The sequence below is a fragment of the Variovorax sp. Root473 genome, assembly GCF_001426505.1.
Lineage (GTDB): Bacteria > Pseudomonadota > Gammaproteobacteria > Burkholderiales > Burkholderiaceae_C > Variovorax.
The window spans coordinates 121,281-146,967 of sequence record NZ_LMEV01000019.1; the positions used below are offsets into that span (position 1 = coordinate 121,281).

Sequence of the window (25,687 nt, forward strand, 5' to 3'; positions counted from 1 at the left end):
GCGCCCCACCTTGGAACTGACGGATTTGATTCTTCTCGCACTGGCCGCGCTCGCCGTGGTGCAGCTGGTGCTGGTCATCTGGCTGCTGGCCCGCCGGCAACCCCCCCCTGATCACAGCGAAATCCTTGGCGCGCTTGCCGCCATGGGCCGGGCCCACGAGCGCACCGAGCGCGAGTTGCGGCATGAGATCGGCGAAAGCTCGCGCGGTGCACGCCAGGAAACGGCGCAGGCCTTCGCCACCTTCCAGCATTCGCTGGTGCAGCAGGGCGCGGAGGCCACGCGCACGCAGAACGCGCAGCTCGACGCCTTCGCGCTGCAGCTCGCGTCGCTGCAGAAAACCCTGGCCGACACGCTGAACACCCAGCTGCAGGGTCTGAGCGAATCGAACGCGCGCCGCCTCGCCGAGGTGCGCACGACCATGGAAACCCAGCTGGCCCAGCTGCAGCAGAGCAATGCCGCCAAGCTCGACGAGATGCGCAAGACCGTCGACGAGAAGCTGCAGAGCACGCTCGAGGCGCGCCTGGGCGAGAGCTTCAAGCAGGTGGCCGACCGGCTCGAACAGGTGCACAAGGGCCTGGGCGAGATGCAGACGCTGGCCGTGGGCGTCGGCAGCCTGCAGCGTGTGCTGACCAACGTGAAGACGCGCGGTGTGTTCGGCGAAGTGCAGCTCGAAGCGCTGCTTGAGCAGGTGCTCACGTCCGAGCAGTACGCGCGCCAGGTCGAGACCAAGCCGCGCAGCGGCCAGCGCGTCGACTTCGCGATCCGCTTTCCGGGACGCGGCGACGACGGCGCGCCGGTGTGGCTGCCCATCGACGCCAAGTTCCCGCGCGACGACTACGAACGCCTCATCGACGCCCACGAGCGCGCCGATGCGCCCGGCGCCGAGGCCGCGGCCAAGGCGCTCGAGACGCGCATCCGCGTCGAGGCGAAGTCCATCGCCGACAACTACCTTGCGGCGCCGCACACCACCGACTTCGCGATCCTGTTCCTGCCGGTCGAGAGCCTCTACGCCGAGGTGCTGCGCCGCCCCGGCCTGATGGACGCCATTCAACGCCAGCACCGCGTGACGCTGGCCGGCCCGACCACCTTGCTCGCCATGCTCAACAGCCTGCACATGGGCTTTCGCACGCTGGCACTCGAGCGCCAGGCCTCCGAAGTCTGGAAGGTGCTCGGCGCGGTCAAGACCGAGTTCGAACGCTATGGCGAATGGGTGGCGCGCATCAAGGAGCAGGTGGCCAAGGCCTCCGACACCATCGACAAGGCCGACACCCGCGCCAAGCAGATGCGGCTCGCGCTGCGCAAGGTCGAGGCCTTGCCCGAGGCGCAGTCCGAGGGGCTGCTGCCGCCCATCGCCGGTACCGACACTGACAGCGAGGGCGACGACACCCCGTGAAAGGTTCTGAACTGCTGCGCGTCATCGTGGCGCAGGTCTGCTTGCACGCGACGATGGCCGGCATGCGGCTCGCCACACCGCTGCTCGCGCTGCAGCAAGGCTACAGTGCAGCGGCCGTCGGCCTGCTGATCGCGCTGTTCGCGCTGACCCAGGTGTTTCTCGCGCTGCCCGCGGGGCGCTTTGCCGACCGGCACGGACTCAAGCGTCCGCTGTGGCTGTCGGTGATCGCGGCGTCTGGCGGTGCAGGATTGGCGCTGGTCTTCCCGGTCTTCCCCGTCATGTGCATCGCCGCGCTGCTGACCGGCGGCGCCACCGGCGCGACCGTCATCGCGCTGCAGCGGCACGTGGGCCGCTCGGCCACCGACCCGACGCAGCTCAAGCGCGTGTTCAGCTGGCTGGCCATCGCGCCGGCCGCGGCGAACTTCGTCGGGCCCTTCCTGGCCGGCATGCTGATCGACCACGCCGGCCGCGCGCCGGCCGACCTGCTGGCCTTTCGCATCTGCTTCGGCGTGATGGCCTTCCTGCCGCTGCTGTGCTGGCTGCTGGCGCGTGGTGCGCACGAGCCGGCGCGGGTGGCGCCAGCGCCGGGCGCCGCGCCGACGCGGGCGTGGGACCTGCTGCGCGAGCCGATGTTTCGCCGCCTGCTGTTCGTGAACTGGCTGCAGTCGTCGAGCTGGGACGTGCACGCTTTCGTGCTGCCCGTGCTGGGCCACGACCGGGGCATCAGCGCTTCGGTGATCGGCTCCATCCTCGGCGCCTTCGCGATCGCCGCGGCGGTCATCCGCGTGGTACTGCCGCTGGTGGCGTCGCGCGCGTCGGAGCGCAGCGTGATCCTGAGCTCGACCGTCGTCACGGCGGCCGTGTTCGCCATCTATCCGCTGCTGGATTCGCCGTGGACCATGGGCATCTGCTCCGTGATCCTGGGCTTTGCACTCGGCGCGGTGCAGCCGATGGTGATGAGCATGCTGCACCAGATCACGCCGCATGCCCGGCACGGCGAGGCGCTGGGGCTGCGGCTGATGACCATCAACGCATCGAGCGTCGCGATGCCGATGCTGTTCGGCTCGCTCGGTGCGCTGATCGGCATTGCCGGCGTGTTCTGGGTGGTGGGCGGCGTGCTCGCTCTGGGCGCCAAGGCGACCTGGGGATTGAAGCTCTGAGGTCGGTGCGCAGGGAGAGTGTCTGGGGCCCGTCTGAATTTCGCCTTGCAAATAACAGCAATGCTCATTTGATTGGCAAGATACCGGCCCAAAGTCAGTAGCGGCGCCTTCTTCGTTCCTGACCCGAAGGCGTCCATGGACTCCCAATCCCCGTCGGGCGCCGCCGACGACCTGTCGGGTTGGCGCTGATCAGAGCTTGTAGAAACGCTTGATCGCGTCCCACGCGTCTTCGGGTGCGTCGACGTATTCGAAGAGCTTCAGGTCGCCCGGCGAGATCACGCCTTCGTCGACCAGGAAATCGAAGTCGATCATCTTCTTCCAGTAGGCCGAGCCGAACAGCACGATCGGCACCGGCTTGGACTTCCTGGTCTGCACCAGCGTGATCACCTCGAACAGTTCGTCGAGCGTGCCGAAGCCGCCCGGGAACGCCACCAGCGCCTTCGCGCGCATCATGAAATGCATCTTGCGGATCGCGAAGTAGTGGAACTTGAAGCTCAGCGCCGGCGTGACGTAGGGGTTGGCTTCTTCTTCCATCGGCAGCGCGATCGCCAGGCCGACCGAGAGGCCGCCGGCTTCGTGCGCGCCGCGGTTGGCCGCCTGCATGATGCCGGGGCCGCCGCCGGTGCACACGAAGAGCTTGTCCTGCGGTTCTTTCTTCTCGCTGTACTGCGCGACCAGCTTGCCGAAGCTGCGCGCCTTCTCGTAGTAGTGCGAGTTGCGCGAGAGCCGGCGCCAGCGTTCGGCCAGGGCCGTGTCGCCGGCCGCCTCGGCCTGCGCGACCAGCGCGGCGGCCTCGTCTTCGCTGCGGAAACGCGCGCTGCCGAAGACCACCACCGTGTTCTCGATGCCATGGGCGCGCTGCTCGAGGTCGGGCTTCATCAGCTCGAGCTGCATGCGGATGCCGCGCGTTTCGCGGCGCAGCAGGAACTCGGGGTCGGCAAAGGCCAGGCGCGAGGGATCGAGGTCCAGGGGCAGGCCCTGGTCGGCGTGAGACTGCAGCGTGGCCCAGGCATCGGCCAGGCGCTTGTCGTGAATGTTGTGCGTGTTGTTCATGGAGCTGGACTGTCGTCGAACGGAATCGGCTTGGCATTGTGCGCCGATGCAACCCGTGTGCCCGCCAACGAAAAAGGCTCCTTGCGGAGCCTTCGTCGTGGTGGTGGTCAGCCGGGTGCGAACGCGCTCAGACGCGCTTGCGGTATTCGCCGGTGCGGGTGTCGATTTCGATCTTGTCGCCTTGCGACACGAACAGCGGCACGCCGATTTCGAAGCCGGTGGCGATCTTGGCAGGCTTCATGACCTTGCCCGAGGTGTCGCCCTTGACGGCCGGCTCGGTCCAGGTGATTTCGCGCTCGACGCTGGTCGGCAGTTCGACCGAGATGGCCTTGCCGTCGTAGAACACCACTTCGACGGCCATGCCGTCTTCGAGGTAGTTCAGGGCGTCGCCCATGTTCTCGGCTTCGACTTCGTACTGGTTGTACTCGGCGTCCATGCAGACGTACATCGGGTCGGCGAAGTAGGAGTAGGTGCACTCCTTCTTGTCGAGCACGATCTGGTCGATCTTGTCGTCGGCCTTGAAGACCACTTCGGTGTTGAAGTTGGCGATCAGGCTCTTCATCTTCATGCGCACGGTGGCGCTGTTGCGGCCACCGCGGCTGTACTCGGTCTTGAGGACGACCATCGGGTCCTTGCCGTGCATGATGACGTTGCCGGCGCGGATTTCTTGAGCGATTTTCATATCAGGTTCTCTGGATGTTGGCCGCTCGGTGCGCGGGGCCCTCGGCGCTGTGTGCCGTCGTATCTGGCCCCGCCGTACATGTCCCGCGGCAGGTTTGGCGAAAGGCGTCCCGGACCACGGCGGTCAGGGCTGAATTCCGCAAAGCCCGCTATTTTAGCTTTTTCCGGCGACCAGCTGCCGCAATTGGGCGAGCAGATCGTCCTGCGCAAGCAGCCTGTCGCGCGCCGCACGGGCGGTTTCGCGCCATGTGTCCAGCGGGCCCGGCGGGGGCAGGGGGGTGTCGCCGAAGCCGTTCCAGGCGTGGTGAAAAAGCCGCAGCTCGGGCGGGGCGCCGAGCCAGTCGAGCCAGGCGTTGAGCTTGACGTGGTGCGCGTCGTCGTCCTGCGGGTAGATCTGCCACACGAGCGGCGCGCCGGCCCAGAGGGCGCGCACGAGCGAGTCTTCGCCGCGCACGAAGTTGAGGTCGCAGGCCCACAGCAGGTGGTCGAAATCCGTCTGGCTGAGCAGTGGCAGGTATGAAATTGATAGCGAACTTCGGCTGTCCAGCGGGCGCTCGGGCGTGTCGAGGCTCGCCACGCATGCCTGCACCGCGCGCGTGGCGCGCCCCGCGGTGACCAGCAAACGCGTGGGCACCGGATCGGCGGCCAGTTGGGCGAGCAGGGCGGCCAGCGCGGGCGGCTCGTAACAGAAGAGCGACACGAGACGCTCGCCTTCCCGCCAGGGAATCTCCTGGGCCTGCAGCCAGCGCCCCCGGTCGAAATGTGCGCGGCGCGCCATCAGGTCGGGCTCGCGCAGCAGGCCGCCGGTGGCGGGCGTGAAGCCCGGGTAGAAGAAACGTTTCGTCAGTCCGGCGCCCGGGCCCCTGAACACCGGCGATGGCAGGCGGTGCAGCTTCTCGACGTAAGGCTCGGCCGACAGGTACTCGAGATTGATCCAGGCCTGCACATTGCGCGGGGCTTGCGCGAAACGCGCGATGAGTTCCGGCTCCGGGTCGCAGCCGAAGGCCTCGACCAGTACCTCAGGCGCCGGGTCGGCGACGGCGCGGCGCACGGCTTGTGCGTCGGACCAGTCGATCACCTGCACGCCGTCGCAGCCGGCCGGCGCCATCCAGCTCAGCGCCGTCGGGTCGTCGACCCACAGCCGCGCGCGCTCGCCCGCCGCCGCCAGCTGGCAGGCCAGGCGCCAGCAGACGCCCAGGTCGCCGTGGTTGTCGATGACCTTGCAGAAGATGTCCCATTGCATGCGCGTGCCCATGGCCGCGAGTGTGCCTGTCTTCGCGGTCGCTCAGGCGCAGGCGAAAACGCGGCGCCGTTGCTATGCTGGCCTCGCCACAACAACCATCGGAGAGAGCCAGACCATGAGGATGCAGACCCGTCGCCGTTCGCCGTTTTCTTCTTCGCCCTTGAGCACCGCCAAGCGCGGCTTGCTCGTGCTCTCGCTGACCCTGGCCGGCATGGCTGGCGCCCACGGCCGCTCACCGCGCAGCAGCAGCGCTTTCGCGAGATCTACAAGGAGCTGATCGAGATCAACACCACCCATTCGGTGGGCGACAACACCGTCGCGGCGAAGGCCATGGAAAAGCGGCTGGTCGACGCGGGCTTTGCGCCGGGCGACATCCAGATCTTCGAGCCGTTCCCGAAGAAGGGGAACCTGGTACTGCGCTTCAAGGGCGACGGCAGCAAGAAGCCGCTGCTGTTGCTGGCGCACATCGACGTGGTCGAGGCCCGCCGCGAAGACTGGAAGACCGACCCCTTCAAGCTGCAGGAAACCGGCGGCTACTTCACGGCGCGCGGCGCCATCGACGACAAGGCCATGGCCGCGGCACTGGTCTCCGTGCTGGGGCAGCTCAAGCAGGAAGGCTTCAGGCCCAGGCGCGACATCATCCTGGCGCTCACGGCCGACGAGGAGCGCGGCGACGCGCTGAGCAACGGCGCCTTCTGGCTCATCAACAACAAGCCCGAGCTGCTGCAAGCCGAGTTCGGCATCAACGAAGGCGGCGGCGGCGAGCTGCGCGGTGGCAAGCCGAACCTGCACCGCATGCAGGTGGCCGAGAAGATGTACACGACCTACATGCTCGAGATGCGCGACGTCGGCGGCCACAGCTCGATGCCGACCAGGACCAACCCCATCTACGCGCTCTCGGCCGGCCTGGAGCGCCTGGGCAACTATGCGTTCCCGATCAAGCTCGCGGACGTCACCAGGACCTACTTCGCGCGCAGCGCACCGTTTGCCACCGGCCAGCTGGCCGACGACATGCGCGCCGTCGGCAACGGCAACCCCGACGCCGGCGTGCTCGACCGCATGACGGCCAACCCGGCCTACAACGCGCAGCTGCGCACCACCTGCGTGGCGACGATGGTGCAGGCCGGCCATGCCGAGAACGCGCTGCCGCAATCGGCCAAGGCCACGGTCAACTGCCGCATCCTGCCGCACGACGATCCTGAAGAAGTCGAGCGCCTGCTGACCCAGGCGGTCGGCAACGACAAGATCGTGGTGCGCAACATGGGCAAGCCGCTGCGCAGCCCGGCGTCGCCGCTGAACGGCGACCTCGTGAAGACGGTCGAGGCCCTCACGCAGCAGATGTGGCCCGGCGTGCCCGTGGTACCCGCCATGAGCACCGGCGCCACCGACAGCCGTTTCCTGCGCAACGCCGGCATCCCGATGTACGGCGTGACCGGCATGTTCCTGGAGCCGGCCGATGCGCGCGCGCACGGGCTCGATGAACGCATCGAGATCCAGCGGCTGTACGACGGGCGCGAGTTCCTGTACCGGCTGGTGTCGGAAGTCGCGAAGTAAATCAAATAGGTGATCAGGCAAGGGGGCTGGCGCGGCGAAGGCGGCGCCAGCCCCCTTGTCGTTCAGGGCGCGAAGGTGTCGCCCAGCACGATGCCTTCGCGCCGCGGGTCGGCGCCGCCGGTCAGCACGGGCTTGCCGCCGACGTTCGTGCGGATGATGGTGCTCACGCCGCTGGACTGCGCCCCGAAATTCACCGTGTGGCCGAGCGCGCGCAGGCCGGCGATCAGCGGATCGTTGTTGCCTGAGTTCGAGGTGTCGATGGCCGGGTGCTCGCCGCCCACGTTGGTGGTCACGGAGTTGGGCGCCCCGAAGTCGACCAGCGACGTGGCCTGTTGCGAATCCAGTCCCCAGTCGAGCGCACCGACGAGCGTCTTCACCACGTACTGGATGATGTTGCTGCCCCCGGGCGAGCCGGTGCCCATCACGAACTCGCCCATGCTGCCGTCGGCGTTCTTCTTGAACACCAGCGTAGGCGCCATCGAGCTGCGCGGACGCTTGCCCGGAGCGACGCGGTTGGCAACCTTGTAGGTCTGCGCGGGCTTGCCGTACGGCTCGTCCGAGAAATCGGTCAACTGGTTGTTCAGCAGGAAGCCCTGCGTCATGTGGAACGACCCCATGCCGCCTTCCACCGTGGTGGTCATCACGACCACGTTGCCCTGCTTGTCGACAATGGTGAAGTGCGTGGTGCCGTGCTCTTCAGTCTTGTCGATGCCAAGCGGAACGTCGCCAAGATCGCCGGGCGTGGCGGTGCCCATGCTCTTCGCCAGACTGATGAGGCTGGCTCGGCCCTGCAGATAGGGCTTGTTGATCAGCGAGTCGACCGAGCCATGCGGCAGTGGGACGAAGTCTGTATCAGCCACGTACTTTTCGCGGTCGGCATAGGCCAGGCGCTCGGCTTCGCTCACCAGGTGCACACCCATCACGCTCGGCTTGCCGCCTTCGAGGTCGATGGCAGTCGGCTTGTGCAGGCCGAGATTGAAGGTCTCGAGAATGCCGAGCGTCTGCATCACCGCAATGCCGCCCGAAGACGGCGGCGACATGCCGCACACGTAGTAATCGCGGTAGGTGCCGCAGACCGGGTCGCGGCGCTTGGCCTTGTAGTTGGCCAGGTCGGCCAGCGTGGTCTTGCCGGGCGTGATGGCCGAGCCATCGACGGCGGCGCTGACGCCGATCTTGTCGACGATGCCCTTGGCGATGTCACCCGTGTAGAAGGCGTTGGCGCCTTGCGTGGCGATGGTGGTGAGCGTCCTGGCGTAGGCCGGGTTCGTGAGCCTGGTGCCCAGCGCCTTGGGCGTGCCGTCGGCGTTGAAGAAATAGGCCGTGGCGTCGGCGTCGCGCTTCAGGCTCGACGCGGAACCCGCGATGGCGGTCGCCATGCGTCCGCCGATCAGGAAGCCGTCGGACGCCAGCGTGATGCCGTAGCCGAACAGATCTTTCCAGGGCAGCTTGCCGTGGTCTTGATAAGCGATGTCGAGCATGCGCACGGCGCCGGGCGTGCCGATGGAGCGGCCGCTCGCTCGGGCACCGCCGGGCTTGGGCGCGGTCTGGTCGTTCGTGTCGTCGATCCAGCGCAGGTAGTTCTCGGTGGCCGCTGCGGGCGCCGTCTCGCGCCCGTCATAGGCCTGCACTTTCTTCGTCGCTGCGTCGTAGTGGAGCATGAAGGCACCGCCACCCAGCCCGCTCGATTGCGGTTCGACCAGGCCGAGCACCGCCTGCACCGCCACCGCCGCATCGACCGCGCTGCCGCCCGCTTTCAGCACGTCGCAGCCGGCGCGCGTGGCCAGCGGATGGTTCGCCGCCACCATGTAGTTCTTGGCGTACACCAGCTTGTGGCCGGGCACATAACCCGACGCCGGTTCCGGCGCGGCCGGATCGCCCGGGTCGCCCGAGCCGACAACCACGGAGCTGCCGCTGTTCGGAATCTGGCAGCCGCTGTCGGCGGCGGGCGGGGCCGTGGGCGTGGGTGGATTGGACGCGTTGATCGCGGCGATGGCCGCGACCAGCGCGGCGTTGTTCTGCGCGTTGTTGTTGCTGTTGCCGCCGCAGCCGGCCACGGCCAGGGAGAGCGCGAGGGGCGTCAGGGCCCGCCACGCGCGCACGGAGTTTTTCTTCATGAATATTTCCCTTTGCTGTTATTCGAAAGACAAGAAAGACAAAGGGCGCTCCTCGCGCCCGCTCCGATCATCAGCACATTTCGTTCCACCCCGTGTCGGGGTTTCGCCGGGGGCGCGGCCGGGCCCCGCGCCGCGCGCCACAATAGCCACCATGTCCGACGTGCATTCCGATCAATTGCTCAGCGAAGTCGCGGCCCTGCCGCAGTTGCCGGGCGTCTACCGCTACTTCGACGCGGCCGGCGCCGTGTTGTATGTGGGCAAGGCGCGCAACCTGAAGAAGCGGGTCGCCAACTACTTCCAGAAGAGCCACGGGGGCACCCGCATCGGCCACATGATCTCGAAGATCGTGCGCATGGAGACCACCGTGGTGCGCTCCGAGGCCGAGGCGCTGCTGCTCGAGAACAACCTCATCAAGACGCTCAAGCCGCGCTACAACATCCTGTTTCGCGACGACAAGAGCTACCCCTACCTGAAGATCGCGTCGCACGCGTTTCCGCGGCTGGCCTACTACCGCGGCGCGGTCGACAAGAAGCACCGCTACTTCGGGCCGTACCCGAGCGCGTGGGCAGTGAAGGAATCGATCCAGCTGCTGCAGAAGGTGTTCCGCCTGCGCACCTGCGAGGACACGGTGTACGCCAACCGCACGCGGCCCTGCCTGCTGTACCAGATCAAGCGCTGCAGCGGCCCTTGTGTGGCCCTGATTTCCCCGGAGGCCTACGCGCAGGACGTGGCCAGCGCCGAAGCCTTCCTCATGGGTGACACGCAACTCGTGCTCTCGAAGCTCGAACAGCGCATGACGGCGCATGCCGAGAAGCTCGAGTTCGAGCAGGCGGCCGAGCTGCGCAACCAGATGTCGGCGATCTCGCGCGTGCTGCATCAGCAATCGATCGAGGTGGTGTCCGACAAGGATGTGGACATCCTCGCGATCAAGGTGCAGGGCGGCAAGGCCTGCGTCAACCTTGCCATGGTGCGCGGCGGACGCCACCTGGGCGACCGCGCGTACTTTCCGGTGCACGTGGACGACGCGGCGCAGATCCACCACGGCGAACTCGACGCCGAAGAGGGCGCCGCCCCGGTGGCCGCCGACCCGATCGAGGTGCAGGTGCTCGAGGCCTTCATCGCGCAGCATTACATCGACGTGCCGGTGCCCGCCACGCTGGTGCTGGGCCGGCAGGTGAGCCGTGCGCTCATCGAGGCGATTTCGCAGCAGGCCGGCGCGCGCGTGACGGCCGTGTTCCAGCCGCACGAACAACGCCGACACTGGCTTGAGATGGCCGAGACGAATGCCGGCCTGCAGCTGGCGCGACTGCTGGCCGAAGAGGGCTCGCAGCAGGCGCGCACCCGCGCCCTGGCCGATGCGCTCGAGCTGGCGTCGGACGACCTGGACAACTTCCGCGTCGAATGCTTCGACATCTCGCACACGGCGGGCGAGGCCACGCAGGCGTCGTGCGTGGTGTTCGCGCACCACACGATGCAGAACCGCGAGTACCGCCGCTACAACATCGAGGGCATCACGCCTGGTGACGACTACGCTGCCATGCGCCAGGTGCTGCACCGCCGCTACGGCAAGCTGGCCGAGGCGATGGCGGCCGAGACCGACGCACTGGCGCCTGGCGACGCCGAAAGTGAAGGGGCCGAGGGCGTCGAGGCGCCGCAGCCCAGGACGCCGGCCGCGCGCATGCCCGACCTGGTGCTGGTCGACGGCGGCAAGGGCCAGGTGTCGATGGCGCGCGAGGTGTTCAGCGAGCTGGGCCTGCCGCTGTCGCTGATCGTCGGCGTCGAGAAGGGCGAGGGCCGCAAGGTCGGGCTTGAGGAACTGGTGTTCGCCGACGGCCGCGAGAAGGTCTACCTCGGCAAGGATTCGGCGGCCCTGATGCTCGTGGCCCAGATCCGCGACGAGGCGCACCGTTTCGCCATCACCGGCATGCGCGCCAAGCGCGCCAGGGTGCGGGTGGGCGGCAGCCAGCTCGAAGACATCCCGGGCATCGGCCCGAAGCGCCGGGCGCGCCTGCTGCAGCGTTTCGGCGGCATCCGCGGCGTGGCGGCGGCGAGCGTAGAGGACATTGCGTCGGTCGAAGGCATCGCCACCGAACTGGCCGAGGAAATCTATCGCGCACTGCATTGAAAGCGGGATTGCCCCCGACCTTCCGGCGCTTCACGCGTGCATGACACAATCGCCCGCATGTTCTGGACCCTACCGACCATCATGACCTGGACGCGCATCGTCGCGATACCGTTGATCGTCGGCGTTTTCTACCTGCCGATCAGCGAGCCGATGCGCAACCTGATCGCCACGGTCATGTTCATCGTGTTCGCCGCCACCGACTGGCTCGACGGCTACCTGGCGCGCAAGCTCAACCAGACCTCGTCCTTCGGCGCTTTTCTCGATCCGGTGGCCGACAAGTTCCTGGTGTGCGCCGCGTTGCTGGTGCTGGTGCATCTGCAGCGCGCCGACGTTTTCGTGGCGCTCATCATCATCGGCCGCGAGATCGCCATCTCGGCATTGCGCGAATGGATGGCGCGCATCGGCGCCGGCAAAAGCGTGGCGGTCCACATGATCGGCAAGGTCAAGACGACCGTGCAGATGGTCGCGATTCCTTTCCTGCTCTATGACGGGCATCTCTTCAAGGTGATTGACACGGGCCTCTGGGGCCAGTGGCTGATCTGGATCTCGGCAGTGCTCACCGTCTGGTCGATGGTCTATTACCTGCAGAAGGCCATTCCCGAGATCCGGGCACACTCCAAATGACGGCGGTCGCTTCGGCCCGCAACGCAGGCTGGCTGCGGGCGATGCCGGCGGTCTTCGTGCTGATCTGGAGCACGGGTTTCATCGTCGCGCGCTATGGCATGCCCTTCGCGCCGCCCCTCAAGTTCCTTGCCGTGCGCTATGCGCTGTCGCTCGCCTGCTTCGGCGTGTGGGTCATGCTCGCACGCGTGGCGTGGCCATCGAAGCGCGCGCAATGGGGGCATCTGGCGGTCACGGGCGTGCTGATGCAGGCCGGCTACCTCGGTGGTGTCTGGGCTGCGGTGCATGCCGGCATGGGCGCGGGGCTCGTCGCGCTGCTGGTCGGCATCCAGCCGGTGCTCACGGCGGTCTGGCTGTCTTTCAACGGCGGGCGCATTTCCGGGCGACAGTGGACTGGGCTCGCTTTGGGTTTCGCCGGGCTGGTGCTCGTGGTGTCGCGCAAGCTGGGGCAGGGCACCGAGGTCAACGCGCTGACGATGGGGCTGGCCGTGATGGCGCTGCTGTCGATCACGGCGGGCACGCTGTACCAGAAGCGCTTCGTTGCACCCTGCGACGTGCGCAGCGCCAGCGCGGTGCAGATGGCCGCCGCGCTGCTCGTGACCCTGCCTTTTGCCGCGCTCGAGGCGCAGGCCATCGAATGGAACACGCATTCGATCGGCGCGATGGCGTGGTCGGTGCTGGCGCTGTCGCTGGGCGGCAGCTCGCTGCTCTATATGTTGATCCAGCGCGGCACGGCCACTGCCGTCACCAGCCTGCTGTACCTCGTGCCGCCGTGCACGGCGCTGATGGCCTGGCTGCTGTTCGCCGAGCCGATCACCTGGACCACGGTGCTGGGCATCGGCCTCACGGCCATTGGCGTGAGCCTCGTGGTGCGCGCCGAGCGCTGACCGCGTTTTCGTTTCTTTCAGCGACCGCTTGGCTTGACCGGCTTCCAGGGTTCGGAGCGGAACTGTTCGACGAGGTGATCGACCAGCAGGCGCACGCGACGCGGCGTCTTCGGCCGCCAAGGCGCGACCCAGTGGATGTCGGCGTCGGGCATGCCGTACTGCGGCAGCAGGCGCACCAGTTCGCCGCTCGCGAGTTGCGGCGCGATGTCCCAGAGGCTGCGCAGCATGACGCCGTGGCCGGCGAGGCACCAGTCGCGCACCATCTCTCCCGAATTGCTCGTGAGCGGGCCTTGTACGCGCACGCGTGCCGTGCTGCCGTCGCGCGCGTGGCGCAGCGTCCAGAGTGCGAACTGGCGCGACTGCGCCGCGTCGCCGTTCTCGCGCGCGATCAGGCAGTCGTGCGTGGCCAGCGCTTCCACCGTCGCGGGCGTGCCGCGACGCGCGAGGTAGCCGGGCGAGGCGGCCAGCACGCGCTGGTTGCGCGCGATGCGGCGCGTGGTCCAGTCGGCGGCACGGTGCTGCTGCACCGCCCACAGCCAGACCGCGCCGTCGTAGCCCTCGGCACCGAGGTCGGGCAGCTGCTCGGTCAGCAGCAGCTCGACCTGCAGGCCGGGGTGCTGCGCCTGGAAGTCGGCGAGCGCCGGACCGAGCCAGCGGCGGCCGAAGCCGAAGGTGGCCGCGAGGCGGACCGTGCCGATGAGCGCGTTCTGCCGCTCGCCGAGCTCGCTTTCGAGCGCCGCAAAGCCTTCGAGCAGCGTGCGCGCATGCAGGCACACGGCCTCGCCTTCGGCCGTGACGCTGAGCCGCCGCGTCGTGCGATCGAACAGCCGTTGCCCCAGCCGGACCTCCAGCGCGCCGAGCCGCTTGGTGACAACCGAGGGCACCACGTCGAGTGTGGCGGCTGCCCCGGCCAGGCTGCCCTGGTCGCGGATGGCCAGCACCAGTTCGAGATCGCCGCGTTCCATCGCGTGGGGATTCATGCCAGATCGGAAAGTATGAATTGGCTGATTGTTGCTTGATGCTCGCCAGGGCGCAACGCACAATCGTGGCGTGACGGCCTCTTTCCTTGACTTCCCCCGCTTCGACATCGCCCGTGATGGCGCGCGCATCCATGGTCGCATCGGCGGGCGGGGCGCCCCGTTGCTGCTGTTGCACGGCCATCCGCAGACACATGCGATCTGGCACCGCGTGGCACCCGCGCTGGCCGAGCGCTTCACGGTGATCGCCGTGGACCTGCGCGGCTATGGCGACTCGGGCCGCCCGGCGGCCGACGCCGAGCATGTGGTCTACAGCAAGCGCGAGATGGCGCGCGACGCGCTGGCCGCGATGCATCTCCATGGCTTCGAACGCTTCGCCGTGCTCGCGCACGACCGCGGCGCGCGCGTGGCGCACCGGCTCGCGGCCGACCATCCCGGCGCGGTCGAACGCATGCTGCTGCTCGACATCGCGCCGACGCTGGCGATGTACGAACACACCTCGGAGGCGTTTGCCAAGGCCTACTGGCACTGGTTCTTCCTGATCCAGCCGCCGCCGCTGCCCGAGGCGCTGATCGCCTCCGACCCGGTGCGCTACGTGCGCAGCGTGATGGGCGGACGGCACGCGGGGCTCGCGCCGTTCGCACCCGAGGTGCTGGCTGAATACGAGCGCTGTATCGCCATCCCGGGCACCGCCGAGGCCATTTGCGAGGACTACCGCGCTTCCGCCACCATCGACCTCGCGCACGACCGCGCCGACATCGCCGCCGGCTGCCGCCTCGCGCAGCCGCTGCGCGTGCTGTGGGGCGAACACGGGGCGGTGGGGCGCGCGTTCGACGTACTTTCGCTGTGGCGCGAGCGCGCCGACGACGTGTCGGGCCGCGCGTTGCCCTGCGGCCACTACATCCCCGAAGAAGCCCCCGACGCCTTGCTGGCCGAGGCGCTGAATTTTTTCGTTTCCCCTGAACACCCAGGAGCCACTTCATGAGCACCCACAGAATCGCAGTCATCGCCGGCGACGGCATCGGCAAGGAAGTCATGCCCGAGGGGCTGCGCGTGCTCGATGCTGCGGCGCGCAAGTTCGGCATCGACCTGAAGTTCGACCACTTCGACTTCTCGAGCTGGGACTACTGCGAGAAGCACGGCCAGATGCTGCCCGACAACTGGAAGGACCAGATCGGCGGCCATGACGCCATCTTCTTCGGCGCGGTCGGCTGGCCCGAGAAGATTCCCGACCACGTGTCGTTGTGGGGCTCGCTGCTCATGTTCCGCCGCGAGTTCGACCAGTACATCAACCTGCGTCCCGCGCGCCTGATGCCCGGCATCGTCGCGCCCGTGGTGCGCCGCGACGGCTCGCCGCGCGCGCCCGGCGAGATCGACATGTACATCGTGCGCGAGAACACCGAGGGTGAATACTCGAGCATCGGCGGGCGCATGTACCAGGGCACGCCGCGCGAGATCGTGGTGCAGGAAACCGTGATGTCGCGCGTGGGCGTCGATCGCGTGCTGAAGTTCGCCTTCGAGCTCGCGCAATCGCGGCCGAAGAAGCACCTGACGAGCGCCACCAAGTCGAACGGCATCTCGATCACCATGCCGTACTGGGACGAGCGCGTGGTGGAAATGGCCAAGGGCTACCCGGGCATCACGCTGGACAAGTTCCACATCGACATCCTCACGGCGCACTTCGTGCAGCGGCCCGACTTCTTCGACGTGGTGGTGGCGAGCAACCTGTTTGGCGACATCCTCTCCGACCTGGGCCCGGCCTGCACCGGCACCATCGGCATCGCGCCCAGCGCCAACCTCAACCCCGAGCGCACCACGCCCTCGCTGTTCGAACCGGTGCACGGTTCGGCACCTGACATCGCCGGCCAGGGCATCGCCAACCCGATCGGCCAGATCTGGTGCGGCGCGATGATGCTGGAGTTCCTTGGCCACAAGGACGCGCACGACGCGATCCTGTCGACCATCGAGAAGGTGCTCGCGCCCCAAAGCGGCGCACCTCGCACCCCCGACATCGGCGGTCGGGCGAGCACCAGCGACCTCGGAAAGGCAATTGCCGAGGCCCTTTGAAAAGTACGTCGCGAAACGCCCCTAAAATCGCGCGCTCCGCTGGGCTGCGCAGCGGCGTGTCTTATTGACACCCCGCAGACCAGTGGTTGTAATCCTCGCTGGCAGTGCGCTGCCGAGGCGTCAGGCCTGCCATGTTCTTGAGTCGCACCCGTCGCGGCCAGGTCGCAGCTGACGAAAGCCGACCAACTTTATTTCTTCGACAAGGGGCCCTTGTGAACAAGACCGAACTGATTGAGCACATCGCAAAGAACGCCGATATTTCCAAAGCCGCAGCGACCCGTGCGCTCGAATCCACCATTGGCGCCATTCGTACCACGCTCAAGAAGGGCGGCTCCGTGTCGCTCGTCGGTTTCGGCACTTTCGCAGTAGGTAAACGCGCAGCCCGCACCGGCCGGAATCCCCGCACTGGCGACGCGATTAAAATCAAGGCAGCCAAGATCCCGAAGTTCCGTCCCGGCAAGGCGCTCAAAGACGCGCTGAACTGAGGATGTAGACTCGCAGGGTATTTCAGGTGGGGTGCTTAGCTCAGTTGGTAGAGCGGCGCCCTTACAAGGCGTAGGTCGGGGGTTCGAGCCCCTCAGCACCCACCACCACCCGATGCAAAGGCGAACACCGGTTCGCCTTTTTTATTGCCTTCCGGCGCCCGTCCAAAAGAGTGTTCAAGCATGTTTGATACCTTCCGCAAGTACAACAAGATCGTGATGATTTTCTTGTTCTTGCTGATCATTCCCTCGTTCGTCTTCTTCGGCGTCGAGCGCTATCAGGGACTCGGCGGCGACGAGAAGGTGGCCCGCATCGAGGGCCATGACATCACCAAGCCTGAGTGGGACCAGCAGCACCGCGTCGAGACCGACCGCATCCGCCAGCAGTCGCCCAACGTCGATCCGACGCTGCTCGACTCCGACGCGCTGCGCTATGCCACGCTGGAGCGCATGGTGCGCGATCGCGTGCTGGCCACCGCAGCAGCCAAGGCCAACGTGTCGGTGTCTGAAGACCGCCTCTCGCGCATGTTCGCGCAGGACGCCGGCCTGGCCGCGTTCCGCACGCCCGATGGCAAGTTCGACCGCGAAGCCTTCCTTCGCGCCACCGGCCGTACGCCCGAGCAGTACGAAGCCTCGGTGCGCGCCGACATGGCCTCGCAGCAGGTGCTGCTCGGCGTGACCGGCACGAGCTTCGCGCCCCCGGCACTGACCGCGGCCACCGTGAATGCGTTCTATGACCGCCGTGAAATCCAGGTGGCGCGCTTCGCCCCTGAGAGCTTCGCGTCGAAGGTGACGGTCAGCGATGCCGACATCGAGACCTACTACAAGGATCACACGGCGCAGTTCCAGGCACCGGAGCAGGCCAGCATCGAATACCTCGTGCTCGACCTCGAAGCCGCGAAGAAGAACATCGTCGCCAACGAAGCCGACCTCAAGACCTACTACGAGCAGAACACCGCGCGCTTCGGCACCAAGGAAGAGCGCCGTGCGAGCCACATCCTGATCACGGCGCCGGCCAGCATGTCCAGCGGCGACCGCGCCAAGGCGAAGGCCAAGGCCGAGCAGTTGCTGGCCGACGTGAAGAAGGCGCCGGCCACCTTTGCCGATGTGGCGCGCAAGAACTCGCAAGACCCCGGCTCGGCCGAGAAGGGCGGCGACCTCGACTTCGTCACGCGCGGTGCGATGGTCAAGCCGTTCGAAGACGCGATGTTCGCGCTCAAGAAGGGTGACGTCAGCGATCTCGTCGAGACCGAGTTCGGCTATCACATCATCCACCTGACCGACATCAAGCCAGCCGTGGTGCCGCCTTTCGAGAAGGTGCGCGCGACCATCGAGAACGAGGTGCGCGCCCAACAGGCCACGCAGGAATTCGCGAAGGCTGCGGAAATTTTCACGGACACCGTGTATCAGCAGCCCGAGAGCCTCAAGCCGGCGGCCGAGAAGCTGAAGCTCACGATCCAGACTGCGACCAACGTGCCGCGCACGCCCGCACCGGGCGCGACCGGCCCGCTCGCGAGCCGCAACTTCCTGCAGGCGCTGTATGCCGCCGACTCGCTCGAACGCAAGCAGAACACCGAAGCCATCGAAGTCGGTCCGAATCAGCTCGCATCGGGCCGTGTGACGCAGTACACGGCCGCGCATCCGATTCCGCTGGCCGAGGTGAAGGACAAGATCCGCGCACAGATCATCACCGAGCGTGCCGCTGCCCTGGCCAAGACCGAAGGCGAAGCCAAGCTCGCCGCCTGGAAGGTGAAGGCCGACGGCGCCAACTTCGGCGCGCCTGTCACGGTGTCGCGCATCGAGGCTCAGTCGCAGCCTGCGCCGGTGATCGATGCCGCATTGCGCGCCGACGGCGCCAAGCTGCCTGCGCTGCTCGGCGTGGACCTGGGCGCGCAAGGCTACGCCGTGGTCCGCGTGACCAAGGTCGTGCCGCGCACGCCGCCCCCGGCTGAACAGGCACAGCAGGAAAGCATGCAGATCGCCCAGTCGGTGACCGCTGCCGAAGCCGCTGCCTACTACGAGTTGCTGAAGCAACGCTTCAAGGTGGAGATCCTCGTGCCGAAGCCGGCGGACACGCTGCCGACCGCTGCAGCAGCGCGCTGATACAGGCGAGCAGCCGCCGCTCGCACCAAGCCCGGGTCTGACGACCCGGGCTTTTTTTTGGTCGCACGAGGGACAAGCAGCGCCCGTGCTTCTTGCCAGAATCCGGTGCATGGGAACCCTTTATCTCGTGCGCCACGGGCAGGCCAGCTTCGGCGCTGCCGACTATGACAACCTGAGCGAGCTCGGTCATCAGCAGGCTGTGCGCCTGGGTGAGTACTGGCGCGAGCGCGGCATGCGTTTCGATGCCGTCATCACCGGCACGCTGAAGCGCCACAAGCAGACCTGGGAGGGCATCGCGCAGGGGCTCGGGCTGTCGCGCGACGACGTATTGCCGTGGCCGGGCCTCAACGAATACGACAGCGAAGCCGTCATCGCGACGGTGCACCAGGGCAAGCTCGAGAAGCCCGATTCGCCCCAGATGTACCGCCATCACTTCCGTCTGCTGCGCGATGGGCTGGGCGCGTGGATGCAGGGGCGCACGGCGCCTGTCGGCATGCCGAGCTACGTCGACTTCCTGGCCGGCGTGACCACGGCGCTCGACCATGTGCGCGAGCGGCACCACGGCGCGAAGGTGCTGGTGGTGTCGAGCGGTGGGCCGATCAGCACCGCGGTGGGCCATGTGCTGGGCACCAGCGCCGAGACGACCATCGAACTCAACCTGCGCATCCGCAACAGCTCGGTGACCGAGTTCGCTTTCACGCCCAAGCGGCACATGCTCGTGACCTACAACACCCTGCCGCACCTCGATGGCCCCGCGTACGAGGACTGGGTCACTTATTCCTGAACCGCGTCAGGCCTGCCAGACGCCATAGCCGGCGCGGCGCAGGGCGATGCCCAGGTCGACCTCCATCAGCCGCGCATCGTCATACGGCATCGGGTTGTGGTGTTCGTAGAGCGCAGGCAGCAGCCGCAGGCCGAATTCCTGCACGAAGCGGTTGGCCTGGATGCCGGCCTTGTGCTTGTCGAAGCGGATGTCGGGGTCCAGGCCGGTCATGCCGACATAGACGAAGGGCTTGCCGAGTTGGTAGTCGGGGTTGGCGCGTCGGAAGCGGCCGTTGTTCCAGACGCGGTCGTCGAGTTCGACCACATAGACGTGGTGACGGGCGCGTGGTTTGCGGGGCATCGGCGTGAAGGCCTCGCGAGGCTGGCTGAAGAAAGGTGTGGGGTTCAGGCAGCCGGAACCGCCGGCCGCGTTGCGCGGCACGGCGTGAGGGGCATCAGCTCTTGCGCTTGATGAGACCGTAGAGAACCAGCAGCACGATCGCGCCCAGCACGGAAGCGATGAAGCCGGCGCCCTGGCCGGCGGTGTACCAACCCATCGCCTGGCCGAGGTAGGTCACCCCCAGCGAACCTGCAATGCCGATCAGCGTGGTCACGATGAAGCCGGCGGAGTCGTTGCCCGGCTTGACCGCCCGCGCCACGAGACCCACGACGAACCCGATCAGGATGGTCCAGATGATGCTCATGAAGAAGTTCCTTTGATGAAGTGAAGTCGCGAAAGCCGGAGCCGGCTAGGCCGCTCGTATTCATGATAGCGGAGCCATTCGCGCGTCGACGTCGGACAAGTACATCGGACGGGCGACCGCGAAGTTATGCCCACGGGGCAGGGCGCCGACGTGGTGGCAGGTCATCGCAGGCGGCCCCTGAAGGAGCCGGGTCGCTCATCGATGTGGCATTTCGGCGTCTTTGGTGATCGCGGGAGCGAAAGCCGCGATTTTTAACGCTACAATCAGAGGCTCTACGGTGGCTGTAGCTCAGTTGGTAGAGTCCCAGATTGTGATTCTGGTCGTCGTGGGTTCGAGTCCCATCAGCCACCCCAAAGAATTTCATCCCTGCGCTATTTTTCAATAGCACCCAAGGGATTCCAACGCCGGGCTTGCCCGGCGTTGTCATTTCTGGCTTCGCCGTCGCTTCAAGCATCAGGTTGCGCACCGCATTCTTTCCCCGCTACCCTCGATTTTGAAAGTAACCAAAATGGTGCGCGTGTGTTGCGGGTTGTTGCATTCCGCCAATGCGCCTGCATTTTTCTGCTGGAAAGGCGCTTGTGGCAAAAGTGGTTTGAATTAGAATTCAGCCGTTTTCAATTCACAACAGGAGTCCAACAATGGCTTCGTCACTCGCCGATATCAATTCCCAGATCCAGAAGCACGACGAGCAGATTGCGCAATTGCGCAAGCAGGCCGAAGACCTGCGTAACCAGGAACGGGCCGGCGTGATCGAAGAAGTGCGCAGGAAGATTGCGGAATACGGTTTGACCGCTTCCGATCTGAAGCTCGGTGGTGGCCGTGCTGCTGCAACCAAGCGCAGCGCAGGTCCTGCAGCCGCCAAGGCCGCCGCCAAATACCGAGGCCCGACGGGCGAAACCTGGTCCGGTGGTCGTGGCCGCAAGCCGCGCTGGGTCACGGAAGCCCTGGCAGCCGGCAAGTCGCTGTCCGATTACGAGATCAAGTGATTGCCAGCAGAATCAGTTGGACATCCGCCCAATAAAAAAGCCCGCTTCGGCGGGCTTTTTTATTGGGCGGCGCGCAGGCGGAGGCTCGCTTGTCCGATCAGTTCACCATCACCAGTTTTCCCTTGACGCCGCGCGATCCCATGTGCGCATAGGCGGCCTTCAATTCGGCCATCGGCATCGTGCTGTCGATCACGGGCTTGATTTTTCCCTGGCCGTACCACTGGGCCAATTCGGCCATCATCTGTGCATTGGCCTTGGGTTCGCGTTTGGCGAAATCGCCCCAGAACACACCGACAAGCGATGCACCTTTGAGCAGCATCAGATTCAAAGGCAGTGACGGGATCGGGCCCGATGCAAAACCGACCACCAAATACCGGCCACGCCAGCCAATCGAGCGGAATGCCGGTTCTGCGAAATCGCCCCCTACAGGGTCGTAAATCACATCCGGGCCTTTGCCATCGGTCGCGGCCTTGATGGCGTCGCGGAACCCATTGGGCAGCGCGTGCGTCGTGTAATTGATCGTCGCGTCGGCGCCGATCGAGCGGCAGAGTTCGCACTTCTCGTCGGTCGATGCCGCGGCGATCACCTTGGCGCCCGCCGCCTTGGCGATCTGGATGGCTGCGGTGCCCACGCCGCCGGCCGCGCCCAGCACCAGCACGGTTTCGCCGGCCTTGAGCTGCGCGCGGTCCATCAGTGCGTGCCACGAGGTGGCGTAGATCATGATGAAGGCGGCCGCGTCGACATGGCCGAAACCTTCGGGCAGCGGCATGCACAGCGCGGCGGGTGCCAGCGTGTGGGTGCCGAAGCCGCCCGTGCCCGACAGGCACGCCACGTTCTGGCCCACCTTGAGGTGCGTGACGCCTTCGCCCACCGCCTGGACCACGCCCGCATATTCCGATCCAGGAACGAAGGGCAGCGGCGGCTTCATCTGGTATTTGTTCTGCACGATCAGCAGGTCGGGGAAATTCAGGCTGGCGGCCTTGATCTCGATCAGCACCTGGCCCGGGCCCGGCGTGGGGGTGGGCAGTTCTTTCCAGGTCAGCGCGTCGACGCCGGTGGGGTTTTCGCAAAGCCATGCGTGCATGCTCGGGGTCTCCTTCGAATGAGTCGTGTGGGCAATGAATTCGGGGCGATGATAGGCGCCGCTGTAGTGTGGCGTTGTCCCTGCTGCGACGCACCCCGCACCTACAATCCGCTGCACCCAGAAGCACCATGAAGATACTTATTTCCAATGACGATGGCTTTCAGGCGCCGGGCATCGTCGCGTTGCATGACGCGCTGAAGGACATCGCCGACGTCGAGGTGGTGGCACCCGAGCACAACAACAGCGCCAAGTCGAACGCACTCACGCTGGCCGCGCCGCTGTACGTGCACAAGGCGCACAACGGTTTCCGCTATGTGACGGGCACGCCGGCCGATTGCGTGCATATCGCGCTCAAGGGCTTGCTCGACTACCGCCCCGACCTGGTGGTCTCGGGCATCAACAACGGCGCCAACATGGGCGACGACACCATCTATTCAGGCACCGTGGGCGCGGCGATGGAGGCCTACCTGTTCGGCATTCCGGCCATCGCCTTCTCGCAGATCGAAAAGGGTTGGGCGCACGTCGATGCGGCGGCCCAGGTGGCGCGCCGGCTCGTGCAGCAGATCGAGCGCGAAAAGATGATCGGCGGCCCCGCTTTCCTGCTCAACGTCAACGTGCCGAACCGCCCGTTCGACGAACTGAAGCCAGTCAAGGTGTGCCGCCTCGGTCGCCGCCACGCCGCCGAAAAGGTCATCACGCAGGACAGCCCGCGCGGCGAAACCATGTACTGGATCGCCGGTGCAGGCAGCGCCAAGGACAGCGGGGAGGGCACCGACTTCCACGCGACCGCGGCCGGTCACATCGCGCTGACGCCTTTGCAGATCGACCTGACCGACCACGCCAACCTGGGCCAATGGCGCGAGACGGTCGCCCGTCTCGGCAATTGACGACATGGCGACACCTCCACGGCCCAGTTTCCCGGTTCGACTGACCCCCACTGCCTCGGCCGCCACCCGCGGGCGCATGCCCGCCGTGCCCGTCCGGCCGATGGTGCCGTCCACGCCCTCCATGGCCTCCGACGCCGTGCGTGCGCGCATGGTGCAGAGGCTTGCGGCCCAAGGCATCAGCGATGTGCGCGTGCTGCGCGCCATGGGCGCGGTCGAGCGGCACCGGTTCGTCGACAGCGCGCTGGTCAACCAGGCCTACGAAGACACCAGCCTGCCGATCGGGTTGGGGCAGACCATTTCCAAGCCCAATGTGGTGGCACGCATGATCGAGTTGCTGCTGGGCGCGCCGGCGCTGGCCGGCAAGCCGCAGGACCGGCTGGGCCGCGTGCTCGAGATCGGCACCGGCTGCGGCTACCAGGCCGCGGTGCTGAACGAAGTGGCTACCGAGGTCTACAGCATCGAGCGCCTGCGCGGCCTGCACGAACGCGCGCGCACCAATCTGCGGCATTTCCGGCTGGCCACCGTCCACCTGATGCTGGGCGACGGCATGATCGGCTACGCCAAGGGCGCGCCGTACGCGGGCATCATCGCGGCCGCGGGCGGCGAGTCCGTGCCGGAAGCCTGGATCGCACAACTCGCAGTAGGCGGGCGCATCGTCGCGCCGACCCAATCCGCTACCGGTGGGCAAGCCCTTGTCGTCATCGACAAGACCCCCCGTGGGCTCGAGCGGCGCATTCTTGAGGCGGTTCACTTTGTCCCCCTAAAATCGGGCATCGCTTGAAGGAATAACAAATGCAGGGTTTTGGCAATCGGAGTTTGTTCGCAGGCATCACGTTGGCTGTTGTGCTCGTGATCGCGGGCTGCTCCGCACCGCGCGGTCCCGCACCGGTCGAAGACCGGGGCACCATGACGCGCGCACCCGGGGCAACGACGCCCGGTGGTCCCCCCATCACGACCGATGCGTCTGGCAAACCGCTCCCCGGCATCGAGAATTACGGCAAACCTGGCTATTACGCCGTGCGTCCCGGCGACTCCATCCGCCGCATCGGGAGCGAAACGGGCCAGCGCTGGCAAGACATCGTGCGCTGGAACAACCTCGACAACCCCGACCTGATCGAAGTCGGCCAGGTGCTGCGCGTGATCCCCCCGACTGGCGGGAGCACGGCGGTTGCCACGGCACCGTCCAGCGCTTCTCCAGCTGGCACGGAAGCGACCACCAAGCCGGTGCCTCCGCAAGCGTCCGTCACGCCCACCGTGCCGGCCAGCGGCGCGAGTGGTGTCACCAAGCCGCCGGTCACGGCCTCGCCCGCGGGCCCGAGCAGTTCGGGCGACGACGATCTGGGCTGGATCTGGCCGGCCAGCGGTTCGCTGATTGCCGGCTTCGACGAAGCCAAGAACAAGGGCTACGACATCAGCGGCAAGGCCGGCGACCCCGTGCTGGCTGCGGCCGATGGCCGCGTCGTCTACGCCGGTGCCGGCCTGCGTGGCTACGGCAACCTGATCATCCTGAAGCACAACAACACCTACCTCACGGCATATGCGCACAACCAGACGCTGCTCGTGAAGGAAGACCAGTCGGTTCAGAAGGGCCAGAAGATCGCCGAAATGGGCAACAGCGACGCCGATCGCGTGAAGCTGCATTTCGAGATCCGCCGCCAGGGCAAGCCCGTCGACCCGTCGCGTTACCTGCCCAACCGGTGATGCCATGGCTGCCTCCCGCCCTCGCCGCACATTGCCCGTGCGTGGGCTGGCGGGGCAGGGCAGCAGCCCTTCACCTCCCGGCAACGGTGGCCGCAATGGCCATCAGGACGGCGGCGACGCGCCGCTGAGCGCAGACGCCCTTCCCGACGACTCCGCCGCAGATCCGTCGATCGCCTCCGCAGCCGCTGCGCCGCTTCACGGTGCCACCGCCGAAGTCATGGGCGGCGAGGGCGCCGACGCCCTGACCATCTACCTGCGCCAGGTCCGGCGCACCGAACTCTTCACTCCCGCCGAGGAATACGCCACCGCCTGCGCCGCGCGCGCCGGCGACTTCGCGGCGCGGCAATCGATGATCGAGCACAACCTGCGGCTCGTGGTCAACATCGCCAAGAACTACCTGGGGCGCGGCATGCCGCTGTCCGACCTCATCGAGGAAGGCAACCTCGGGCTGATGCATGCCATCACCAAGTTCGAGCCCGAACGCGGGTTCCGCTTCTCTACTTATGCGACCTGGTGGATTCGCCAATCGGTCGAGCGTGCCGCCATCACGCAGGCGCGGGCGATCCGCCTGCCGGTGCATGTCGTGCGGGAACTGCAGCAAGTCTTGAGGGCACGGCGCGTGCTCGAAGGCGACGCCGACTTCATGGCGAGGCGCCCCGACGGTGTGCGCGTCGAAGACATGGCCGCGCTGCTCGGTCGCGACGTGCAGGCGGTGACCGACCTGCTGGCGCTGGCCGAGGCGCCGCGTTCGCTCGACGCCGGCGACGCGCGTGGCGAAGAAGGCTTCACGCTGGCCGACACCGTGGCCTCCGACGACGAGCAGGGCAGCCCGACCGGCGTGACGCACACGCACGAGGTGGAGCGCCTGCTCGATCGGTGGGTGCAGGCCCTCAACGCGCGGGAGCGCGAGGTGCTCGAGGGCCGTTACGGCCTGCACGACCGGGAGCCCGAAACGCTCGAGGTCCTGAGCGTGCGGCTCGGCCTGACACGCGAGCGCGTGCGGCAGATCCAGAACGAGGCGCTGGCCAAGATGCGCAAGCAGTTGGTGCGCTCTGGCGTGGGCCGCGACGCGCTGTTCTAGCGGCGTGAAGAAAAGAAGGTAA

At 66.8% G+C, this 25,687-nt stretch carries 24 protein-coding genes, 2 tRNA genes and 1 pseudogene; 19 read left to right on the top strand and 8 right to left on the bottom strand.

The annotated features are described in order from the left end of the window. Window positions 1-16 precede the first annotated feature (16 nt). Together ASD34_RS23680 and ASD34_RS23685 are read left to right on the top strand one after the other, a co-directional pair. Window positions 17-1,393 (top strand): DNA recombination protein RmuC, encoded by a 1,377-nt coding sequence (locus ASD34_RS23680; protein WP_056583456.1) that lies wholly within the window; start codon window positions 17-19, stop codon window positions 1,391-1,393. After that, the gene (locus ASD34_RS23685) at window positions 1,390-2,553 is read left to right on the top strand and encodes an MFS transporter (protein WP_056583039.1); all 1,164 of its coding nucleotides are present in this window, start codon (window positions 1,390-1,392) and stop codon (window positions 2,551-2,553) included. The genes ASD34_RS23680 and ASD34_RS23685 overlap by 4 nt, the downstream gene beginning before the upstream one ends. 189 nt (window positions 2,554-2,742) lie before the next feature. Here the strand turns inward: ASD34_RS23685 and ASD34_RS23690 are convergent, their stop codons facing one another. From ASD34_RS23690 to earP, 3 genes are all read right to left on the bottom strand, one after another. Next, window positions 2,743-3,606, bottom strand: coding sequence for a TIGR00730 family Rossman fold protein (locus ASD34_RS23690; protein WP_056583041.1), 864 nt, complete (start codon window positions 3,604-3,606; stop codon window positions 2,743-2,745). Between the two features lie 127 nt (window positions 3,607-3,733). Beyond that, window positions 3,734-4,288, bottom strand: coding sequence for an elongation factor P (gene efp / locus ASD34_RS23695; RefSeq protein WP_056583043.1), 555 nt, complete (start codon window positions 4,286-4,288; stop codon window positions 3,734-3,736). A 153-nt stretch (window positions 4,289-4,441) separates the two neighbouring features. Beyond that, window positions 4,442-5,542, bottom strand: a complete 1,101-nt coding sequence (gene earP, locus ASD34_RS23700) for an elongation factor P maturation arginine rhamnosyltransferase EarP (RefSeq protein ID WP_056583045.1) — start codon at window positions 5,540-5,542, stop codon at window positions 4,442-4,444. Window positions 5,543-5,645: 103 nt separating this feature from the next. On the opposite strand from earP, the gene ASD34_RS28610 reads away from it, so the two are divergent. Beyond that, the gene (locus tag ASD34_RS28610) at window positions 5,646-5,807 is read left to right on the top strand and encodes a hypothetical protein (RefSeq protein WP_162248710.1); all 162 of its coding nucleotides are present in this window, start codon (window positions 5,646-5,648) and stop codon (window positions 5,805-5,807) included. Next, a pseudogene (locus tag ASD34_RS23705) lies at window positions 5,753-7,084 on the top strand (M20/M25/M40 family metallo-hydrolase); the annotation flags it as partial. The gene ASD34_RS28610 and the pseudogene ASD34_RS23705, both read left to right, overlap by 55 nt. 62 nt (window positions 7,085-7,146) lie before the next feature. On the opposite strand, the gene ASD34_RS23710 reads toward ASD34_RS23705, so the two are convergent. Further along, window positions 7,147-9,198: a gamma-glutamyltransferase family protein gene (locus tag ASD34_RS23710; protein WP_056583047.1), complete on the bottom strand. Its 2,052-nt coding sequence runs from the start codon at window positions 9,196-9,198 to the stop codon at window positions 7,147-7,149. Window positions 9,199-9,349: 151 nt separating this feature from the next. Here ASD34_RS23710 and uvrC point away from each other — a divergent pair, with 151 nt between their 5' ends. Genes uvrC through ASD34_RS23725 form a run of 3 tightly spaced genes read left to right on the top strand, consistent with a single transcriptional unit; the run spans window position 9,350 to window position 12,831 of the window. After that, a complete protein-coding gene (gene uvrC / locus ASD34_RS23715) occupies window positions 9,350-11,323 on the top strand; it encodes an excinuclease ABC subunit UvrC (RefSeq protein ID WP_056583049.1) in 1,974 nt (657 codons plus the stop codon). Between the two features lie 57 nt (window positions 11,324-11,380). Beyond that, a complete protein-coding gene (gene pgsA, locus ASD34_RS23720; RefSeq protein ID WP_056583051.1) occupies window positions 11,381-11,947 on the top strand; it encodes a CDP-diacylglycerol--glycerol-3-phosphate 3-phosphatidyltransferase in 567 nt (188 codons plus the stop codon). Beyond that, entirely contained in the window at window positions 11,944-12,831 is an 888-nt protein-coding gene (locus tag ASD34_RS23725; RefSeq protein WP_056583053.1) for a DMT family transporter, read from the top strand. Before pgsA ends, ASD34_RS23725 begins: the two co-directional genes overlap by 4 nt. Window positions 12,832-12,848: 17 nt before the next feature. Here ASD34_RS23725 and ASD34_RS23730 read toward each other — a convergent pair whose 3' ends face one another. Continuing rightward, entirely contained in the window at window positions 12,849-13,811 is a 963-nt protein-coding gene (locus tag ASD34_RS23730; protein ID WP_082549045.1) for a LysR substrate-binding domain-containing protein, read from the bottom strand. Between the two features lie 70 nt (window positions 13,812-13,881). Between ASD34_RS23730 and ASD34_RS23735 the strand changes: the two genes are divergently transcribed. The 6 genes from ASD34_RS23735 to ASD34_RS23760 all read left to right on the top strand — a co-directional run bounded on the left by ASD34_RS23735 (window position 13,882) and on the right by ASD34_RS23760 (window position 19,244). After that, window positions 13,882-14,793, top strand: a complete 912-nt coding sequence (locus tag ASD34_RS23735; protein ID WP_056583057.1) for an alpha/beta fold hydrolase — start codon at window positions 13,882-13,884, stop codon at window positions 14,791-14,793. After that, window positions 14,790-15,875 carry a tartrate dehydrogenase gene (locus tag ASD34_RS23740; protein WP_056583059.1) on the top strand — a complete coding sequence of 362 codons (1,086 nt, stop codon included), beginning with the start codon at window positions 14,790-14,792 and terminating at the stop codon, window positions 15,873-15,875. The genes ASD34_RS23735 and ASD34_RS23740 overlap by 4 nt, the downstream gene beginning before the upstream one ends. Window positions 15,876-16,087: 212 nt before the next feature. Then, window positions 16,088-16,360, top strand: coding sequence for an HU family DNA-binding protein (locus ASD34_RS23745; protein WP_007830705.1), 273 nt, complete (start codon window positions 16,088-16,090; stop codon window positions 16,358-16,360). A gap of 29 nt (window positions 16,361-16,389) precedes the next feature. Then, window positions 16,390-16,465, top strand: a tRNA-Val gene (locus ASD34_RS23750). Window positions 16,466-16,540: 75 nt separating this feature from the next. After that, window positions 16,541-18,460 carry a SurA N-terminal domain-containing protein gene (locus ASD34_RS23755; RefSeq protein ID WP_056583061.1) on the top strand — a complete coding sequence of 640 codons (1,920 nt, stop codon included), beginning with the start codon at window positions 16,541-16,543 and terminating at the stop codon, window positions 18,458-18,460. Window positions 18,461-18,569: 109 nt separating this feature from the next. Then, entirely contained in the window at window positions 18,570-19,244 is a 675-nt protein-coding gene (locus tag ASD34_RS23760) for a histidine phosphatase family protein (protein WP_056583063.1), read from the top strand. Between the two features lie 6 nt (window positions 19,245-19,250). Here the strand turns inward: ASD34_RS23760 and ASD34_RS23765 are convergent, their stop codons facing one another. Together ASD34_RS23765 and ASD34_RS23770 are read right to left on the bottom strand one after the other, a co-directional pair. Further along, window positions 19,251-19,583, bottom strand: coding sequence for a hypothetical protein (locus ASD34_RS23765; RefSeq protein WP_056583458.1), 333 nt, complete (start codon window positions 19,581-19,583; stop codon window positions 19,251-19,253). A 94-nt stretch (window positions 19,584-19,677) separates the two neighbouring features. Further along, entirely contained in the window at window positions 19,678-19,926 is a 249-nt protein-coding gene (locus ASD34_RS23770) for a GlsB/YeaQ/YmgE family stress response membrane protein (RefSeq protein WP_056583065.1), read from the bottom strand. Between the two features lie 277 nt (window positions 19,927-20,203). On the opposite strand from ASD34_RS23770, the gene ASD34_RS23775 reads away from it, so the two are divergent. Both ASD34_RS23775 and ASD34_RS23780 read left to right on the top strand, forming a co-directional pair. Next, window positions 20,204-20,279, top strand: a tRNA-His gene (locus ASD34_RS23775). A 285-nt stretch (window positions 20,280-20,564) separates the two neighbouring features. Further along, window positions 20,565-20,912, top strand: a complete 348-nt coding sequence (locus ASD34_RS23780) for an H-NS family nucleoid-associated regulatory protein (RefSeq protein WP_056583066.1) — start codon at window positions 20,565-20,567, stop codon at window positions 20,910-20,912. A 97-nt stretch (window positions 20,913-21,009) separates the two neighbouring features. On the opposite strand, the gene ASD34_RS23785 is transcribed toward ASD34_RS23780, so the two are convergent. After that, a complete protein-coding gene (locus tag ASD34_RS23785) occupies window positions 21,010-21,996 on the bottom strand; it encodes an NADPH:quinone oxidoreductase family protein (protein WP_056583069.1) in 987 nt (328 codons plus the stop codon). A 128-nt stretch (window positions 21,997-22,124) separates the two neighbouring features. Between ASD34_RS23785 and surE the strand changes: the two genes are divergently transcribed. The 4 genes from surE to ASD34_RS23805 are packed head-to-tail and all read left to right on the top strand — an operon-like array spanning window position 22,125 to window position 25,665. Beyond that, window positions 22,125-22,883, top strand: coding sequence for a 5'/3'-nucleotidase SurE (gene surE, locus ASD34_RS23790; RefSeq protein WP_013540493.1), 759 nt, complete (start codon window positions 22,125-22,127; stop codon window positions 22,881-22,883). A 4-nt stretch (window positions 22,884-22,887) separates the two neighbouring features. Further along, window positions 22,888-23,664 carry a protein-L-isoaspartate(D-aspartate) O-methyltransferase gene (locus ASD34_RS23795; RefSeq protein WP_056583071.1) on the top strand — a complete coding sequence of 259 codons (777 nt, stop codon included), beginning with the start codon at window positions 22,888-22,890 and terminating at the stop codon, window positions 23,662-23,664. An 11-nt stretch (window positions 23,665-23,675) separates the two neighbouring features. Next, entirely contained in the window at window positions 23,676-24,584 is a 909-nt protein-coding gene (locus tag ASD34_RS23800; RefSeq protein ID WP_056583072.1) for a peptidoglycan DD-metalloendopeptidase family protein, read from the top strand. Window positions 24,585-24,588: 4 nt separating this feature from the next. After that, a complete protein-coding gene (locus ASD34_RS23805) occupies window positions 24,589-25,665 on the top strand; it encodes a sigma-70 family RNA polymerase sigma factor (protein WP_082549048.1) in 1,077 nt (358 codons plus the stop codon). Window positions 25,666-25,687 lie beyond the last annotated feature (22 nt).